The organism is Pseudonocardia yunnanensis (assembly GCF_039534065.1).
In the GTDB taxonomy this organism is placed as follows: domain Bacteria; phylum Actinomycetota; class Actinomycetes; order Mycobacteriales; family Pseudonocardiaceae; genus Pseudonocardia; species Pseudonocardia yunnanensis.
In genome coordinates this window covers 12,808-29,870 of sequence record NZ_BAAAUS010000026.1, presented here as the reverse complement: position 1 = coordinate 29,870, position 17,063 = coordinate 12,808, and the positions used below count along the sequence as shown (strand labels likewise).

11 protein-coding genes are annotated in these 17,063 nt (G+C 68.6%); 4 read left to right on the top strand and 7 right to left on the bottom strand.

Features of this window, described 5'->3' with window-relative positions; all coding sequences use genetic code 11:
• Nucleotides 1-268 precede the first annotated feature (268 nt).
• Nucleotides 269-1,747, bottom strand: coding sequence for an MFS transporter (locus ABD743_RS24545; protein WP_344724548.1), 1,479 nt, complete (start codon nt 1,745-1,747; stop codon nt 269-271).
• A gap of 663 nt (nt 1,748-2,410) precedes the next feature.
• Here ABD743_RS24545 and dxs point away from each other — a divergent pair.
• Nucleotides 2,411-4,321, top strand: a complete 1,911-nt coding sequence (gene dxs / locus ABD743_RS24540; RefSeq protein ID WP_344724589.1) for a 1-deoxy-D-xylulose-5-phosphate synthase — start codon at nt 2,411-2,413, stop codon at nt 4,319-4,321.
• Nucleotides 4,322-4,345: 24 nt separating this feature from the next.
• Here the strand turns inward: dxs and ABD743_RS24535 are convergent, their stop codons facing one another.
• Together ABD743_RS24535 and ABD743_RS24530 are read right to left on the bottom strand one after the other, a co-directional pair.
• Nucleotides 4,346-7,951: a multifunctional oxoglutarate decarboxylase/oxoglutarate dehydrogenase thiamine pyrophosphate-binding subunit/dihydrolipoyllysine-residue succinyltransferase subunit gene (locus tag ABD743_RS24535; protein ID WP_344724547.1), complete on the bottom strand. Its 3,606-nt coding sequence runs from the start codon at nt 7,949-7,951 to the stop codon at nt 4,346-4,348.
• 274 nt (nt 7,952-8,225) lie between these two features.
• Entirely contained in the window at nt 8,226-8,918 is a 693-nt protein-coding gene (locus ABD743_RS24530) for a CGNR zinc finger domain-containing protein (RefSeq protein ID WP_344724546.1), read from the bottom strand.
• Nucleotides 8,919-8,957: 39 nt separating this feature from the next.
• On the opposite strand from ABD743_RS24530, the gene ABD743_RS24525 reads away from it, so the two are divergent.
• Nucleotides 8,958-9,275, top strand: a complete 318-nt coding sequence (locus tag ABD743_RS24525) for a putative quinol monooxygenase (protein WP_344724544.1) — start codon at nt 8,958-8,960, stop codon at nt 9,273-9,275.
• Nucleotides 9,276-9,363: 88 nt separating this feature from the next.
• Here ABD743_RS24525 and ABD743_RS24520 read toward each other — a convergent pair whose 3' ends face one another.
• Nucleotides 9,364-9,936, bottom strand: a complete 573-nt coding sequence (locus tag ABD743_RS24520) for a TetR/AcrR family transcriptional regulator (protein WP_344724543.1) — start codon at nt 9,934-9,936, stop codon at nt 9,364-9,366.
• Between the two features lie 58 nt (nt 9,937-9,994).
• On the opposite strand from ABD743_RS24520, the gene ABD743_RS24515 reads away from it, so the two are divergent.
• Both ABD743_RS24515 and ABD743_RS24510 read left to right on the top strand, forming a co-directional pair.
• Nucleotides 9,995-10,597 carry a mismatch-specific DNA-glycosylase gene (locus tag ABD743_RS24515; RefSeq protein ID WP_344724542.1) on the top strand — a complete coding sequence of 201 codons (603 nt, stop codon included), beginning with the start codon at nt 9,995-9,997 and terminating at the stop codon, nt 10,595-10,597.
• The gene (locus tag ABD743_RS24510) at nt 10,582-12,078 is read left to right on the top strand and encodes a class I adenylate-forming enzyme family protein (protein ID WP_344724541.1); all 1,497 of its coding nucleotides are present in this window, start codon (nt 10,582-10,584) and stop codon (nt 12,076-12,078) included. Before ABD743_RS24515 ends, ABD743_RS24510 begins: the two co-directional genes overlap by 16 nt.
• Nucleotides 12,079-12,132: 54 nt before the next feature.
• Here ABD743_RS24510 and ABD743_RS24505 read toward each other — a convergent pair whose 3' ends face one another.
• The 3 genes from ABD743_RS24505 to ABD743_RS24495 form a co-directional block, all read right to left on the bottom strand.
• A complete protein-coding gene (locus ABD743_RS24505; protein ID WP_344724540.1) occupies nt 12,133-13,230 on the bottom strand; it encodes a sulfite oxidase in 1,098 nt (365 codons plus the stop codon).
• A gap of 117 nt (nt 13,231-13,347) precedes the next feature.
• On the bottom strand, nt 13,348-13,734 hold the full coding sequence (locus ABD743_RS24500) for a DUF302 domain-containing protein (RefSeq protein ID WP_344724539.1): 387 nt from the start codon (nt 13,732-13,734) through the stop codon (nt 13,348-13,350).
• Between the two features lie 302 nt (nt 13,735-14,036).
• Nucleotides 14,037-16,802 (bottom strand): ATP-binding protein, encoded by a 2,766-nt coding sequence (locus ABD743_RS24495; protein ID WP_344724538.1) that lies wholly within the window; start codon nt 16,800-16,802, stop codon nt 14,037-14,039.
• Nucleotides 16,803-17,063 lie beyond the last annotated feature (261 nt).

Sequence of the window (17,063 nt, the reverse complement as noted above, 5' to 3'; positions counted from 1 at the left end):
ACTCGTTCGCTCCACGACCGGCCCCCGGGCCAGCAGGTCCTCGCCGTATTCGGCCACCGTCAGCGGGGCCGACGAGGCATTCGACCTGCAGGACCGGGGGCCCGGGTCTGCCGTTCATCAGCGGGCGGTGGCCGCTTCAGCGCGGTCCACTCGCCCCACTGACGCGTGGCTGGACGCCGTGCTCGTCACGGTCGGATCAGCAGCTCGCGAATCTCCTCGGCGAGCTGCTCGAGTTGAGCACGATCGAGAAAGCACGGCAGCCGGCTCGTCAATCCGTTCGAGCAGTCTCAAGGCGTCGGTCACCGTTCGTCACTTGCGGTCGCCGGTCGGCGCGCATGCCGACCAGCGCCAGCACGGCAGTGGCGGCCATCAGGATCGCGGTGGCCGCGAAACTTGTTGCGTATCCAGCAGCAGCCGCCTGGCCGGCGTCGACACCGGCCTGCAACAGGCTGGCCGTGTGGCTGTCGCCGATAGACACGAGCGCGGCCAGGCCAAGTGCCGTGCCGACCTGCTGCGCGGTGTTGTTGATGCCGCTGGCAAGGCCGGCATCCTGCCCCGTGGCGCCGTCGACGCTGGCGATCATGGACGAGATGACGGCGAAGCCGGCGCCCATTCCGAACAGGATTATGCCGATCAAAACCGTCCGCACGTACGATCCACCGACGCCGACCTGTGCAAATAGTGCGAACGCTGCCGTGAGCAGCAACAGGCCGGTCACCATGACCGTGCGGGCGCCGAGCTTGGGTATCAGGCGGGCGTTGAATCCACCGGTCAGCATGAACAGCGGGCCGATCGGGAGGAACGAGAGGCCTGACCACAACGCCGGATAGTGCAGCACCTGTTGCAGGTACAGCGCCATGGAAAAGAACAACATACCCATCGCCGCGCTGAAGGAAAGCAACACGAGATTGCCGATCGTCCGGCGCCGAGACCGCAGGAAGCTCAGCGGTACCAACGGGTTCAGCACCTTCGACTCGACGACGCAGAAAATGGCGAGCAGGAGAACGCCTGCCACGATCGGCACGACCACAGAGGCCGACACCCACTCGTGGTCAGCCTTCGCCAGCAGCCCGTAGACGAACAAGGTGATCGCTGCCGTCACCAGTACGGCGCCGGCGATATCGGGACGTCCTCGCCGAGGGGCACGACTCTCCGGCACCAGGCGGGGCGCGAGCATGAAGGCAATAGCGGCGATCGGCAGGTTGATGAAGAAGACCCATCGCCACGACAGATAGCTCACGAGGATTCCGCCGAGGACGGCGCCCAGCATGGCCCCGAGCCCGCGCAGCACTCCCCAGATCGACAGTGCACTGGCCCGTTCCGACGGCCCGGTGAACAGCACCGCCACCAGGGACAGCGCTGCCGGCGCGACCAGGGCTCCGCCGACGCCCTGCAAGACCCGACTCAGCACAAGCACGAGCGGCGAGCCGGCGAGCCCTCCGATCGCCGACGCGATCGCGAACAAGGCCAGGCCGGCGAGGAAGACGCGCCTGCGGCCCAGCGCGTCGGCGATCCGCCCGCCGAGGAGCAGCAGGCCGCCGAAGGGGAGCGTGTAGCCGTTGACCACCCAGGACAGCCCGAGGTGGGTGAAATGCAGGTCCTCCTGGATCGGAGCGAGCGCCAGGTTGACCACGGTGGTATCGACCAACAGCATCAACTGTGCGACCGCTAGGACCGCCAAACCCCACCATCGTCGACGGTCGGTTGCCGTCGGCTCGCCCGGACGCGGTACTGACAACGATGACATCTACACAGCACTCCTGTTGTTGGCCCATCGGACTTCCGCGTCAGACTTTTCACCGACTTTGCGTCCTGGGGAAACGAGGCGAATTCCTCGCCCGCGGCCCGGATGTGTTCACTGCCGAAAGGCGTCAGACGTTCGGGCGGACGGTTCGAAGACTGCGCTGAGAGCGATGAACGAGGCTCTGTCGATTGGTCCGCGCCATGCGCATTCATGGATTCAGCAGGCCTCGTGATCGGGTAGCCGGCGGACCCTCTTACGGATTCCGCAAGCGGAAGGGAAGCGGAGACCGTCCGATGGGTCGGCACCCGGACGGTTCGACGATTCCGGACGATCAACCCGGCTGTCGCCGGCGTCGATCGTCCGTCGGAGATGACACTAGCCGCTTCTGTACCTGTGGGTCAAGTATTGCGTCAGAGTCGGCTGTCCATCATTCTTGACCTGTGAGTAAAGAATAACTAGCTTGGATCCGTGGAGTTCAAGGAGCAGCCTGCGCACGCCCCGAGGACCGGATTCGGCTCGGCAGCTTCACCGCCGCACCCGGTCGACGCTACCTCGACCCCGGCCGGCACACGGACGCCACCGGGTAGATCCACGGCGGAAGTCCCGGACGCGCCGCCCGGCGGTGCGAGGCGTGCCACCGCCACGTCGGCGTCGCGCGCGCCCGACGTGCTGGCCACCATCGGGTCTCCGGCCGACCTCAGGCGGCTCGAACACTCCGTGCTGCCGGCCCTGGCCGCCGAGATTCGCGAGTTCCTGGTGCGGGCGGTGTCGCGCACCGGCGGCCATCTCGGCCCCAACCTCGGCGTCGTCGAGTTGACGATCGCGCTGCACCGGGTCTTCGACTCGCCGCGCGACACCCTGATCTGGGACGTCGGGCACCAGGCCTACGTCCACAAGTTGCTGACCGGCCGTCAGACCGGGTGGGACCGGCTGAGGATGACCGGCGGGCTGTCCGGATATCCCAGCCGGGCGGAGAGTTCACACGACCATGTCGAGTCCAGCCACGCCTCGTCGTCGCTGTCGTGGGCGGACGGGATCGCGCACGCCTACGCGCTGAGCGGCCAGGACCGCCGCGTCGTCGCGGTGATCGGCGACGGCGCGTTGACCGGCGGGATGGCCTGGGAGGCGCTCAACAACATCGCAGCGGCCAAGGACCGCAACGTCGTGGTGGTCGTCAACGACAACGGCCGGTCGTACCTGCCCACGATCGGCGGCCTGGCCGACCGGCTCGCCACCCTGCGCCTGCAGCCGGGCTACGAGAGCTACCTGGAGGCGAGCAAGCAACGGCTGCGCCGCGCACCGGTCGTCGGCCACGCCGTCTACGCCGGCCTGCACGCGCTCAAGGTCGGGCTCAAGGACGCGATCAGCCCGCAGGTGCTGTTCGGCGATCTCGGCCTCAAGTACCTCGGTCCGGTGGACGGACACGACATCGCCGCCCTGGAGTCGGCGCTGGCGCGGGCCCGGGGCTTCGGCGGGCCCGTCGTGGTGCACGTGGTGACGCGTAAGGGCTACGGGTACGCCCCGGCCGAGAACGATGAGACCGAACAGATGCACAGCCCGTCGGCGTTCGACGCAGGGACGGGCCGGTCGAGCAAGCCGAAGCCCCTCAGCTGGACCGACGTGTTCGCCGAGGAGATGGTGCGCATCGGGCACCAGCGGCCCGACGTCGTGGCGATCACCGCGGCGATGCTGCACCCGACCGGACTCGGCGCGTTCCAGCGGGAGTTCCCCGAGCGCTGCATCGACGTCGGCATCGCCGAGCAGCACGCGCTGACCTCGGCGGCGGGCCTGGCCCGTGGTGGCATGCACCCGGTGGTCACGCTCTACTCGACGTTCTTGAACCGGGCGTTCGACCAGCTGATGATGGACGTGGCGTTGCATCACGAGCCGGTGACCCTGGTGCTGGACCGCTCCGGGGTGACCGGCAGCGACGGGCCCACGCACAACGGGATGTGGGACCTGTCGATCCTCGGCGTCGTGCCGGGGATGCGGGTGGCCGCACCCCGCGACGCAGTGACGTTACGGGAGGAGCTGGCCGAGGCCGTGGCCATCGACGACGGGCCCACCGCGCTGCGCTTCGCGAAGGGCCCGGTCGTCGAGTTGCTGCCGGCGCTCTACCGCACGGGCGGCGTCGACGTGCTGTGGGAGTCGCCCGAGCCGACGGTTCTGGTGGTGTGTGCGGGAGCCTTCGGCGAGTTGGGTGTCGAGGCTGCACAAATCCTTGCGCGGCAAGGGGTTTCCGCGACGGTCGTCGATCCGCGGTGGGTGCTGCCGGTGCCGGCCGCACTGGTCGAGATGGCAGGTGTGCACCCACTCGTGGTGACGATCGCCGACTCGGGGCACCACGGCGGGTTCGGCTCTGCGCTCGCCGACGCGTTGCGGGCCGGCGAGGTCGACGTCGTCCAGCGCGACGTCGCCCTGCCCCAGGAGTTCCTGGCGCACGGCAGCCGCGCGGAGATCCTCGCGACCCTCGGGATCACCGCGCACGACGTCGCCGACCGGGTCGCAGGCTGGGCGGGCGCCCGGCCGCGACTCGCCACGCCGCCCGGCCGTGACCGGCTGGGCAGCTCCACCTGATCCCGTACCGCTCCGCAGCGGCGCTCATCGGCGCGCGCCGCCGGCTCCGTTCGCGTCGTCGACGTCGAGGACCCGCGAGACGAGCTTCTGCTGCTCCTCCTGATGGCGGGCCGCGGAACCGGTCGCCGGCGAGGCCGACGGTGGACGCGAGATCAGGCGGAGCGAGGAGCTGAACCCGATCGCGGTCGTCTCGGTGAGCAGGTAGCTCCAGGCTCCCTGGTTGCGCGGTTCCTCCTGGGCCCAGACCACCTCCGCACCGGGGTAGCGCGCGAGCGTCACGGCGAGCTCGTCGGCGGGCAGCGGGAAGAACCGCTCCACCCGCACCAGGGCGATCCGCGGGTCGGGCGATCGGGTCAGCGCGGCGCGGAGCTCGTAGTAGAGCTTCCCGGCGACCAGGACGACCCGCTCGACCCGGCCGGGTTCGCGCACCGACGCGTCGTCGATGACGGGTTCGAACCGGCCGGACACGAACTCGTGCACGTCGCTCGTGGCCGCCTTGGTCCGCAGCATGGACTTCGGGGTGAAGACGACCAGCGGCTTGCGCGGCCGAGTCCGGGCCTGGCGCCGGAGCAGATGGAAGTACGAGGCGGGCGTCGAGGGGCATGCGACGGTCATGTTCTGCTGGGCGCACAGCTGCAGGAACCGCTCGATCCGCCCGGACGAGTGGTCCGGGCCCCTGCCCTCGTAGCCGTGCGGGAGCAGGAGCACCAGCGACGACGGCTGGCCCCACTTCTGTTCCGCGGAGCTCACGAACTCGTCGACGACGATCTGGGCGCCGTTGACGAAGTCACCGAACTGGGCCTCCCACAGCACGAGGGCGTCGGAGTTCTCGACCGAGTACCCGTACTCGAAGCCCATCGCGGCGTACTCGCTCAGGAGCGAGTCGTAGATCCAGAACCGGCCCTGGTCCTCGGAGAGGTCGCCGAGCGGGCTCCACTCGCGTCCGTCCTGGTAGTCGTGCAGGACCGCGTGCCGCTGGGCGAAGGTGCCCCGGCGGGAGTCCTGGCCCGCGAACCGCACCGGGACGCCCTCCATGAGCAGGGTGCCGACGGCCAGCAGCTCGCCGAAGGCCCAATCGATCTTGCCGTCGCGGCTCATCTCCTCGCGCTTGATCAGCAGCTGCTGAAGCTTCGGGTGCACGGTGAAGCCCTCGGGCGGGCTCGCGAAGACGGAACCCACCCGGGCGATCCGGTCGAGCGGGGCACCGGTGTCGACCGGTTCCTGCACGAGGGACAGGCGATCGCCGTCGGCCATGCTCTCAGCGGCCGCGGCCGGCGGCTTGCGCATCTCGGCGAAGGCCGCTTCCAGCCGCTCCTGGAAGTCGCGTTGGGTGGCCTCGTATTCGGCCTCGGTGATGGCGCCGCGGTCCAGCGCCGCCTCCGAGTACAGCCGGCGCACGCTCTCCTTGGTGCCGATGACCGAATACATCCGGGGCTGGGTCATCGAGGGGTCGTCGCCCTCGTTGTGGCCCCGGCGCCGATAGCAGATCAGGTCGATGACGACGTCGCGGTGGAACTCCTGCCGGTAGGCGAAGGCGAGCTCGGCCACCCGGACGACGGCCTCGGGGTCGTCCCCGTTGACGTGGAAGATCGGGGCCTGGACGGCCTTGGCGACGTCGGTGGAGTAGATCGAGGACCGGGCGTCGGTGGGCAGCGTGGTGAACCCGACCTGGTTGTTGATGGTGACCCGGATCGACCCGCCGGTGCGGTAGCCGCGCAGCTGTGACATCTGCAGCGTCTCGGCCACGATGCCCTGGCCTGCCATGGCCGCGTCGCCGTGCACGATGATCGGCAGGACCGGGAACGAGCCGATGGGGTGACGGTCCTGTTTGGCCCGTACGATCCCCTCCAGCACGCCGTCGACCGCGTCGAGGTGCGACGGGTTCGCGGCGACGGTCACCGCGATCGACTCGCCCGCTGCGCCACGGTAGGTGCCCTCGGTGCCGAGGTGGTACTTGACGTCACCGGACCCCTCGCCTGCCAGTGGGTCCTCGCTGCCCTCGAACTCGTGGAAGATCTGGCCGTAGGTCTTGCCCGCGATGTTGGCCAGCACGTTGAGCCTGCCGCGGTGCGCCATGGCGATCGCGACCTCCTCCAGCCCGGCGCGCGCGGCCGCGGACACGACGGCGTCGAGCAGCGCGATGGTCGACTCGCCGCCCTCGAGGCTGAAGCGGGTCTGGCCGACGTACTTCGTCTGCAGGAACGTCTCGAACGCCTCGGCCTCGTTGAGTTTTCCGAGGATGCGCAGCACCTGGCCGTGCGAGGGTTCCTCGATCGGTGACTCGACCCGCCGCTGGATCCACTCCCTCTGGGCCGGGTCCTGGATGTGCATGTACTCGATGCCGACGGTGCGGCAGTACGAGTCCCGCAGCACCCCGAGTATGCCGCGCAGGGGGATCCGCCTGCGTTCGCCGGCGAGCAGACCGGCGGTGAACTCGCGGTCGAGGTCCCACAGCGTCAGGCCATGGCCTGCGATGTCGAGGTCTCGACGTGATTTCTGCCGGTACTCGAGTGGGTCGACGTCGGCCACGCGATGCCCGCGGACCCGGTAGGCGTGGATCAGCTCCTGGATCCGCGTCGCCTTGTCGGCGCCGCCGTCAGGCCCCGTTTCGAGGTCGCGTGCCCAGCGGATCGGGGCGTAGGGGATGCGGAGCGCGGTGAAGATGTCCTCGTAGAAATGGTGTCGCCCGAGGAGCAGGTCTTCGATGATGCCCAAGAACTCGCCCGACCCGGCGCCCTGGATCACCCGGTGGTCGTAGGTGCTGGTCAACGTGATCGTCTTGCCGACGGCAAGATCGGCGAGGAGTTCGGCGTCGGCGCCCTGAAACGCGGCCGGGTACTCGAGTGCTCCGGCCCCGATGATGCAGCCCTGCCCCGGCATCAGTCGTGGCACCGAGTGCTGGGTTCCGATGCCGCCGGGGTTGGTGAGCGACAGCGTCGTTCCGGCGAAGTCCACGACCGTGAGCGCTCCGCTGCGGGCGCGGTGGACGATGTCGTCGTAGGCCCCGACGAAGTCGGCGAAGCCCATGGAGTCGGCCGCCTTGATGTTCGGGACCAGCAACGTCCGCGCGCCGTCGGGCCGTGCGACGTCGACGGCGATCCCGAGGTTGAGGTGTGGGGGAGTGGCGACCGACGGCTTGCCGTCGAGCTCCTCGTAGTGCACGTTCTGGGCCGGGTACCGCTTGACCGCCTGCACGATGGCCCAGCCGATGAGATGGGTGAAACCGACCTTGCTGCGTCGGATGCGGACGCGGTGCTCGTTGATCTCGAGCCGGTTGTCGATCAGGAGCTTCGCGGGCATTGTGCGGACGCTCGTCGCCGTCGGGATCTGCCGGCTCGCCTCCATGGACGACACGAGGCTGCGCGCGACACCGCGGATCTGTTCGACACGGGTGTCGCCGTCGGAGCCACTGGGCTCGTCGGCGGTGCGGGTCGCAGCGGTGCCGGTCGCCATCTCATGTGGCGCCGAGAGTGCCGGCTTCGACTGATCGGCGTGAGCCTCGAGGAGGGGCCACCATGCCCGATCGACCGAGTGGCGATCCTCGACGAACTTGTCGTAGAGCTCGTCGAGCATCCACTCGTTGACGCCGAACTCCGATGGCCACGCGCTGCTGGTCTCCGAACCCGTCATGTTGATCGACAAAGCCGGTCGCCCACTTCCATCGCGTCCACGTCGATCTTGTGGCCGGACCCCTGGGACGCGCTGAGACGTGCCGGCACGACGACGGTAAGCTATTTTAGACCTGAAGGTCAATAATGAGAGATTGGTCATTGGTCACAAGCTCGGGACGGAGCACCCATGCCGAGGGCCTCGTGCGGTCACGGTCTTCCACGTGGACCGCTGATCCGCGGCCGCATCGCCCGCCTCGCCACGTGACCGTCGACAACGTCACGGGTCGGTACGTCTAGCTCGTGGTCCGCAGTCGCGCCCGGTAGGTGGTCTTCTTGGCCTTGTCGCCGCAGGTGGTCATCGAGCACCACCGGCGTTGACCCGGCCGGGACTCATCGACGAACAGGCCACGGCAGGAGGTGTGGGCACAGATCTTGATGCGCCTACGCAGCGAGCCGGTGAACAGTTCGACCGCGTCCCGGGCGATCACGGCCAGCGCGCTGTCCAGGGAGGTGCCCGACCAGGAGAACGCCGCGGCATCATCGGACAGTTGCGGGGCGAGCGGAACGACGGCCGCTGCGCTGTTGATCCTCGCTATGTCGGCTTTCTCTGGCGCGCGCGTGTCCGCAATGGCCTCGCCCACCCGCTGGATCGCCTCACGTAGGGCAATTGCCTGGTTCAATTCCTCGGCGGTGACGGCCGGCGGCCGTGACAACAGCCCCGCCTCCACGCACCAGCGTGCCAGGTCGGTGGGCTCGGACAGACGCTCGTAGGGCGTCGGCAGCCCGCGGTCGCCGAGGGTGGCCGGGAGCGTGAAGCACAGCCGGGTGTCCCGGAACCGGAAGTCCCGTTTCGTCCGCCGATCCATCATGACGCACCACTTTAACCGGTGGACGGCCCGCTTCGTCGCCGGTATGGTGGCACCAGTTATAGCGGTGGCCAAGGGCGGGTTGATGGGGTAGTCCGAGGACCAGGTCGGCCACGCCAACGGTTAGATCCTCAACATCGAAGGCGGACTGACGCTGCAATGACCATCGTGATGATCGTGTCGAACCACGTGCGCGACGGGCACGCGGACGAGTACCTCCAGATCGTGCAGCCAGTGCTGGACGCGATGCGCCACGAGCCGACTTTCCTCAACACCGCACTGCACCAGGATCCGGCCGATCCGACCCGGTTCATGCTCTACGAGACATGGGCCGATCGGGACGAGTTCTTCCAGGTCCAGATGAAGCGCGCGTATCGGATCGCCTACGAGAACCGCTTACCTGAAATCCTGCGCACACCGCGGGAAATCCGATTCTGGACACCACTACGCGCCGATTTCACCTTCCTCAACCGGTAGCCATCAAAGCGGCCGTCGGACAAGGGCGTGCACGACCCGGGCGAGCCAGGATGTTCCGCAGCTGGAGGCCATGCCGTGCGAGCGGCAGCTAGAGGCTCGCGACGGCGCCGGCCAGCACCCTCTGCAGCCGCTCCGAGTCGGCGCCGGAGCGGGCGAGAACGCTGGCCCCCATCACCGCCGAGAGCAGGAGACTGGCTTCAACCGCGGGGTCGCGGTCGGCAGCGAGCTCGCCGCTCTGCTGGCCGCGCACGATCGCGTCCTTGAAGGCCTGTTCGATGCGATCGAAGAGCTGTTGGGGAACCGTCGTCGCGTCGCCGTCGGTGCCTGCCAGTTCGACGACGGAGTTGACGGCGAAACATCCGCGACGATGGACCCCGATGCCGGCCAGCATGGCAAGGGCGGAGCGGATCCGGTCGCGCACAGGGCCGTCGGCCTCGAGTTCGTCGTCGAGGGCCTGCAGCTTACGATCGCTGTACCTGTGCAGAGCCAGGGACAGCAGGTTCGCCTTGCTCTTGAAGGTGTTGTAGAGACTCCCCTTACCGATGCTCAGTTCGTCGGCGAGCTCCTGGGGCGTGGTGGCGGCGTAACCCTTCCGCCAGAAGATCTCCACGGCGGCGTCCACCGCCGCCTGGTCGTCGAACAGTCGTGGTCGTCCCGCCATGCAGTGATGGTAGGTATATTTGACCTACCGGTCAAATCAGGCTCTGAGGGGGCGTACCGTGCGAACCACCATCGTGGATCTCCTGCCGACAGAGGCTGATCCGCCTCTGTCGGTGCTGTTCTGCGGCGTCAATCCCGGGCTCAGCACGGTCGAGACCGGACTGCACTTCCACCGCCCGGGTAACCGGTCCTGGAGGGCGCTGCATCTCGGGGGTTTCACCCCGACAGTGCTGGCGCCCGAGGAGCAATGGCAACTGCCGCGCGCAGGACTGGGGATCACCGCGCTCGTGGCTCGCGCGACTGCCCGAGCCGACGAGCTCAGCCCTGCCGAGCTCGTGGGCAATGTGCCGCGGCTGACGGACCTGCTGGCCCGAACCCGTCCGGCGTGGCTCGGATTCCTCGGGATCACGGCGTTCCGGGTGGCCTTCCGGATGCCTCGCGCGATGATCGGCCGTCAGACACTCACGCTGGCGGGCACCGGCGTCTGGGTGCTCCCGAACCCGAGTGGCCTGAACAGGCGCTGGACCGTCGAGGCCCTCGGTGACGAGTTCGGCCGACTCCGGCGGGAGGCGACGGGCGATGTGGCCGATGGTGCGCCTCGGCTGCAGGGGGCCGGCGGGTTCCCACTGTGTGAGGAGGGCCTGCCGTGGTCTCGACGATGATGACGGCAGGGCGGGAGATCCGTCAGGCGTTGAATCGGGCAGCCGACGCCGTACTGGTCCTCAGTGCTGATGGATCGGTCGTTCGAACCGGCGCCGAGCTGCTCGAGCGCGCCGAGTGCCTGGCCGGCGCCCTGGTCGATCTCGGGCTGGAACACGGCGTCGTCGGGTTGTCCTACCGCAACAGCGCCGCCGCCCTCGAAGCCTTCATCGCGACCGAGCTGATCGGTGCCACGCGGCTTCCGGTCGAACCGTCTGCTGCTCCCGCCGAAGCCCGGGCCATCTATGAAGCAGGTGGTGCTCGGGTCGTCGTCACCGACGACGACCACAACGACGTCCCCGCCACGGACCCGAGAATCCCGCGGTCGAGCCCCCTCTCGGACGCGACCCTCGTTCATACCGTCGACCGGCCGCTCGAGGGCCCGCGACGGCGTGCGGACACCTGGGTCGAGGCGTCCACACCGCTCGTCGTGTATCCGCGGGCGGTGCGCGGGGGTGAGCTCTTCGGCATTCCGACCAGCTACGCGAACTGGCGGTCGATCATCCGGATCAACCGGGCGCTCTACGAGAGCGGTGGCTACGGACCGACGCTCGGACAGGACGAGTGCTACCTGACCGTAGTCCAGCTGATGCACGCGACCGGCATGGTGGGAAGCTTCCCGTTCCTGCACCTGGGCCTGCCGCAGGTGATGCTTCCACGGTTCAACGCCGCCGCGGCGATCGAGGCGATCCGACGTCACCAGGTCACCACGGCCTTCGTGGTGCCGGGCATGCTCACCAGGATCGCCGACCACCTGGAGCGCGCCGGCGCCGCGGACTCGGCCGAACGCTCCCTCCCGTCACTGCGGCGGGTGTTGTACGGGGGCGCGCCGGTCGAGCCCGACGCCTTGCGGCGGCTGATCGGCGTGTTCGGACCCGCGCTCTGCCAGCTCTACGGTCGATATGAGGCCGGATGGCCCCTGACGGTGCTGAGCGGTCTCGACCATGACGGAGTCCTCCGCGGCGACACGGAGATCGTCGGCAGCTGCGGGCGACCGATCGACCAGGTGGAGATCGAACTCCATCCGGTGCCCGGAACCGCGTCCAGCTGCGAGATCCGCACTCGCAACGCGATGGTCTCCCCGTCATTCGCAGATCCCGACGGGTGGTGCAGCCTGGGCGACACCGCGGTGCGGACGCCTCGGGGTTACCTGCACCTGACCGGCCGGCTCGACGGAATGATCAACACCGGTTCGTTCCACGTGTACCCCGACGAGGTGCGCGACGCCCTCCTCGCCCTGTCCGGGGTGAGCGACGCTCTCGTGGTCGGTGTGCCCGACCCGGTCTGGGGTGAGGCGGTCACCGCCTACGTCGTGACGGACGAACCGGTGACAGCCGACGCACTGAGGGGGCAACTCAAGCGCCGGCTCGCAACCTACAAGGTCCCTACCGCTGTCCACGTCGTCGACGATCTGGTGGAGGCCACCAACCGGCGTAGTCGGTGATCGAGTACGGGCTCTGGGTCAGCGACTGCCCTGGAGAACTGCTGCCCGCACTCATCAGCCGGCCACGTCGTGAACGCTCACGGTGATGGCGGGCCAGGAGTTGTTGATGTAGCCCGGCGGGTTCCACACGCTCTCCGGGTGCTCCGGTTGCACGGCAGCGGTCGTGTCCCAGGCCCGGGCGGTGATCGTTACCTCGCCGACGGGCAAGCCGACAGTGGCGTGCCAGAACCGCCACGCCCACGGGCCGAGATCCTCCTCGAGTTCGGCCTGCAGCCAGGTTCGGCCCCCGTCGACCGAGACGTCCACCCGTGCGATGCCCCGGTCGTCACCGGCGTAGGCGTAACCCTTGATCGTGGTCGGCCCGCTGGGCAGAACGGCATGGTCGTCGGGCCGCAGGATGGCGGAGTTCAGGGCCACCGCGGTCAGCGCGAAGCCATCCCCGATCCCGGTGCGAGCGGGATCAGCGTCGGCCGGCAACAGCCGGTACGCACTGGCCTGGAAGAAGTTGTCCGAGGGGTGGTCCTGCGCCGTGATGCGCTCGATCCACTTCACGCTGCGCGCGCCGATGTGCCCGGGTACGACGACCCGCACCGGGCCGCCGTGCTCCACCGGGAGCGGCTTCCCGTTCATCTCCCAGATCAACATCGTCTCGCCCGCGGTGGCCTTCGCGGCGCTGATCGAACTGCCGTAGGGCTGCGGCGGGGTCGCCTCGCCGGCGATGTCGGGGGCCTCGAACTCGATGTCGGTGACGCCCGGGCGCATTCCGGCGGCGGCGAGCACGTCGGCCAGGCCGGCCCCGCCCCACCGGGCCGTCGAGGTCGCTCCCGCACCCCACGGGTGCTGGCCGGGGATGTCCCGGACCGCCTGCAGACCCGCTCGCCGGTTGCCCGCGCACTGCAGCGTGGCCACGACCTCGCGGTGAGCGAATCGCTGCTTCAGGTCGGCCAACGACAGCTCGAGAGGGTGCTCCACCATGCCGTCGATTCGCAGACGCCACTCCTGCGGTGCGATGACGGGAATCGTCCCGTGGTTACGCCCGTAGAAGACCCCAACCGGGGTCAGAGCGTGTTCTGCCAGCGCCGACGGCGTCGGTTCCGCGTTGTAGGGATCCTGTTCGTGCACCACCATCACGTGCTCGGTTCCTGCGCTCACTTCTTCACCTGTCCGCTCGATTCACGAACCTGTCTCCGAACTCCACGTTCTCCGGAGGGTGCTCGTCGATCTCGGGGCGGAGAGCTTGCTCAGGGAATCTTTCGAGCCGCTGTGCCGTCATGGCCTCACCCCGGCGGCGGCCGACATGATTGTCTTGATGCCGTTCAGCGGTGCCGCTGAGGCGGGAGCCAGCCCGTGTCGCTCCAGCAGGGCTTCCGGGTTGGTGGAGACGAGTTCGACGCCATGGTCGGTCTGGCGGATCAGGACGCGCAGCGGGAGATCGAGGGCCAGGTCGGGTGTGTCGATCATCAGCGGTGTCCCGGCCAGCGGGCTTCCGAAGGTGAGGACGAGTGTGGCCGGCATCCGTAGACCTACCGTCTTGGCGTTTGCAGCGTGATCGACTCGGGCGAACACATCCAGCCCTCGGTCGGCCAGCTCGCGCTCGAGTCTTGCTACCGTCTGCTGGAAATTGTCGGTGCTCAGGGTGATCAGCACATCGTTCATCGCTCTCCTCTGTGCAGCGGTCGTACTTCACGATTGGGGAAGGTCAGTCTCACGCCGGTAACTTCGCCTCGCCCCCGGGAACGCCTCGGGGTTCGCACAGGCCAAACACCGGGAACCCGGGGAACCGCCCCGGGCATAGGTGCCGGCGAGCGGGGTTGCTTGTGGTTTCCGTCCAGGCGCTGTGCGGTGGGCAGACGCGACCGGAACGCCGGCATCGACGTGAGCAGCGTGCGCACGCGATCGCAGTTCGCTTCGACGAGCGCTTGCGGAGCCGGGGGCCGTCGCATTCGGCAGGACGGCTGCTACGGGCTGCCGTAATCCCTCGAGACCGAGCGTGTTGAGCGTCGCGGTCGCGGAGGCACGCTGGTGCGGAGCTGTCTGCGTGAGGTGATGCCGAGCTTGGAGAAGATGCGCCCCAGGTGCCACTCGACGGTGCGCGGGCTGATGAACAGGTGTGCACCGATTTCGGCGTTCGAGAGGCCTTCGCGGACCAGGCGTACGACCTGGGCCTCCTGGAAGGTGAGATCGATGTTGGTATCGACGCTGCGTTTGCGTGCGGACTCGCCGGTGGCCCGCAGTTCAGCGGCGGCGCGGTGGACGAAGGCCTTGGCGCCGATCGCGGCGAAGATGTCGTGGGCGGTGCGAAGCTGTTCGCGCGCGTCCAGCCGTCGGCCTTGCCGGCGTAGCCATTCGCCGTAGAGGAGATGGGCGCGGGCGAGTTCGCCGCGGATGCGGGTGCGGCCGAGCCGGTCGATCGCCTCACGGTAGGCGCGCTCGGCGTCGCGACCGCAGCTCAGCAGGGCGCGAGAGCGGGCTTGGATGCCCAGCGCCCAGTCGGTGCCGCTAGCGCGGGTGATCTCGGTGAGCTGGCGGAAGGCGTCGGCAGCGCGTTCGGGTGTGCCGCAGCGGGTGGCCGCTTCAACGAGCTCGGCCAGCGCCGCCCACGGGATCACGCCGAACACCGGCGGCTGATCGGCGGCCTGCTGAGCCGCGGCCAGTGCGTCCCCGTAGCGGCAGCGGCTGTTGTCGAGAAGCGCTGCTGCCAATTGGGCTTTGACCAGCCCGTCTCCCTCGCCGCGGCGCAGCACCTCCGCGGTGGTGGCCTCGATCAGTTCACGTGCTTCGACTTCGCGGCCCTGCCACGCGGCGAGCAACATGGCGATGGGCGATGGGGGGTCTCCGGTCACGTCGATGACCGAGTTCAGCTCCTCACGCAACGAGGCAGCTTCGGTCAGCTGACCGAAGAAGACGTGCACGCCGATGCGTAGGCTGAGGGCGAGGGGGAGCATGGTCACGGCGCCGGTCTCCCGTGCGGTGCGCACGAAGCGGGTGGCGAGCAGTTCCCAGGTGTCGTAGTCCCAGAGGTGCGCTGCGGTGATACCCGCGTGCCAGAGCCAGCGCAACCCCTCCTGTAGGGAGAGGTGGTGGTCGCGGAACGCGCGCAGGGCCCGCTTGAGTACCGGCGCCCCAGCGGCGTAACCGTCGTTGAACCGCACGGCCAGGCCCTCGAGGAGTAGGTCGGGCGCGCGTGGGTGACGGGACGTCGGGGAGGCTGCGCGGGCGGCCTGGGCGGCCTCCCGCATGCTGTTGCCGTCAGCGAGTGCGCCGGCGAACATGGTCGCCAACAACGCTTCCAGGTAGGTCTGGCCGGCCAACTCCACGTCGAGCTGCTCGAGCCGCTTGGCGGCTTGCAGCAGCAGTGGGGGAGCCTGCCTGCCGCGGTTGACGGTGAAGGCGATCCTGGCGTGTTGCAGGTCCAGCTTGGCTCGTTGGAGCTTGGTGAGCGGGCACGCTTCTGCAAGGCACAGCAGTTTGAGTGCGGCGTCGTGGGCGCCGGCGAGGTGTGTGGCCTGTGCCGCGGCCAGCGCGCGTTCCGCCCGGCGGTTGGGGTCGACGGTCAGCTCGACGGCGCGTCCCAGGAAGGCGGCGCCCGCGACCAGGTCCCCGCGCGCTTGAGCGCGGCCGGCCGCGTGTTCGAGGTCTGCGGCGACGTCCTCGTCTTGCCCGGCTGTTGCGTGTGCTGCATGCCAGGCGCGACGATCGAAGTCGGCCTCGGGGTCGGTGGCGTCCGCCAGCGCCCGGTGCGCGCTGCGCCGTTCCTGCGGCGACGCCGCCCGGTAGACCGCTGAACGCACCAACGGATGCCGGAACAAGACTCTCCCGCCGATCTCCAGCAGCCCGGCCTCGACCGCCGGGCCGGCGGCATCGGCTCCGATTCCGAGCTGTTCAGCGGCCCGAAACATCAGCGCTCCATCACCAAGCGGCTCCGCCGCCGCAACCAACAGAAGCCGCCGGGTTTCCGACGGCAGTCGAGCCATCTGCCGTTGAAAGCTGAACTCGATCTGCTGCGGCAACCGGCGTGGGCCCGGCACGCCGCCGCTCAGCTCCGCGGGGGTGAGCCCGCGTGGCAACTCCAACAACGCCAGCGGGTTGCCCCTGGTCTCAGCGATGAGGCGGTCGCGCACGCGGTCGTCCAAGGGCCAATGCAGCGTCGAGCAGAGCAGCTCCCGCGCGTCCTCGTCGGGCAGACCTGTGATCACCAGCTGCGCCAGGCCCGTCAACTCCGGCGCCTCTCCACTGCGCGCCGCGAAGATCACACCCACGGATTCCGCCGTCAGCCGCCGGGCAACGAATACCAGGGCCTGCACCGAGGCGCGATCGAGCCATTGAGCGTCTTCCACCACGCAGATCAGCGGCCGTTCCTCGGCGACCCCGGCCAGCAGGCCCAATACGGCCAAACTGACCAGGAAACGATCCGGCGGGTCCCCGGCACTGATCCCGAACGCCGTGGTCAATGCATCGCGCTGTGGCTGAGGAAGACGTTCGAGCCGGTCGAGCATCGGCGTGCACAGCTGATGAAGCCCGGCGAAGGCCAACTCCATCTCTGACTGAATCCCCGTGGCATAGGCCATCCGGCACCCCGATGCCTGCCCAACCAGGTACTGCAGCAGCGCCGTTTTGCCCACACCCGGCTCGCCGCGCACAACCAGTGCCCGGCTCTCACCTGCCCGCACTGCCTCGAGCAGTCGGTCGAGCACCTCGCACTCGTGCTGCCGACCCAGTAACACCAGTAACACCGTCCGTCAGTAGTAGTTTTGTCGAATCATCAGTGCCAGCTATTGATCTGTCTGATGGGGCGACGTCCGCGGCGAGGTTGCCGGTGTCGTACGACCAGGGGGGCGCGCTCCCTTACGTCGTGGATTCTCTCGGACTTTACAGGACTGTAGTGTAACGAAAATAGGAGTCGAGGCGGCATACGACCGTTTCATGCTTTCAGGAGTGGTTTGGGCGGCCCGGATGACCTCGAAACGGTGGTGAAATGTGCCAAG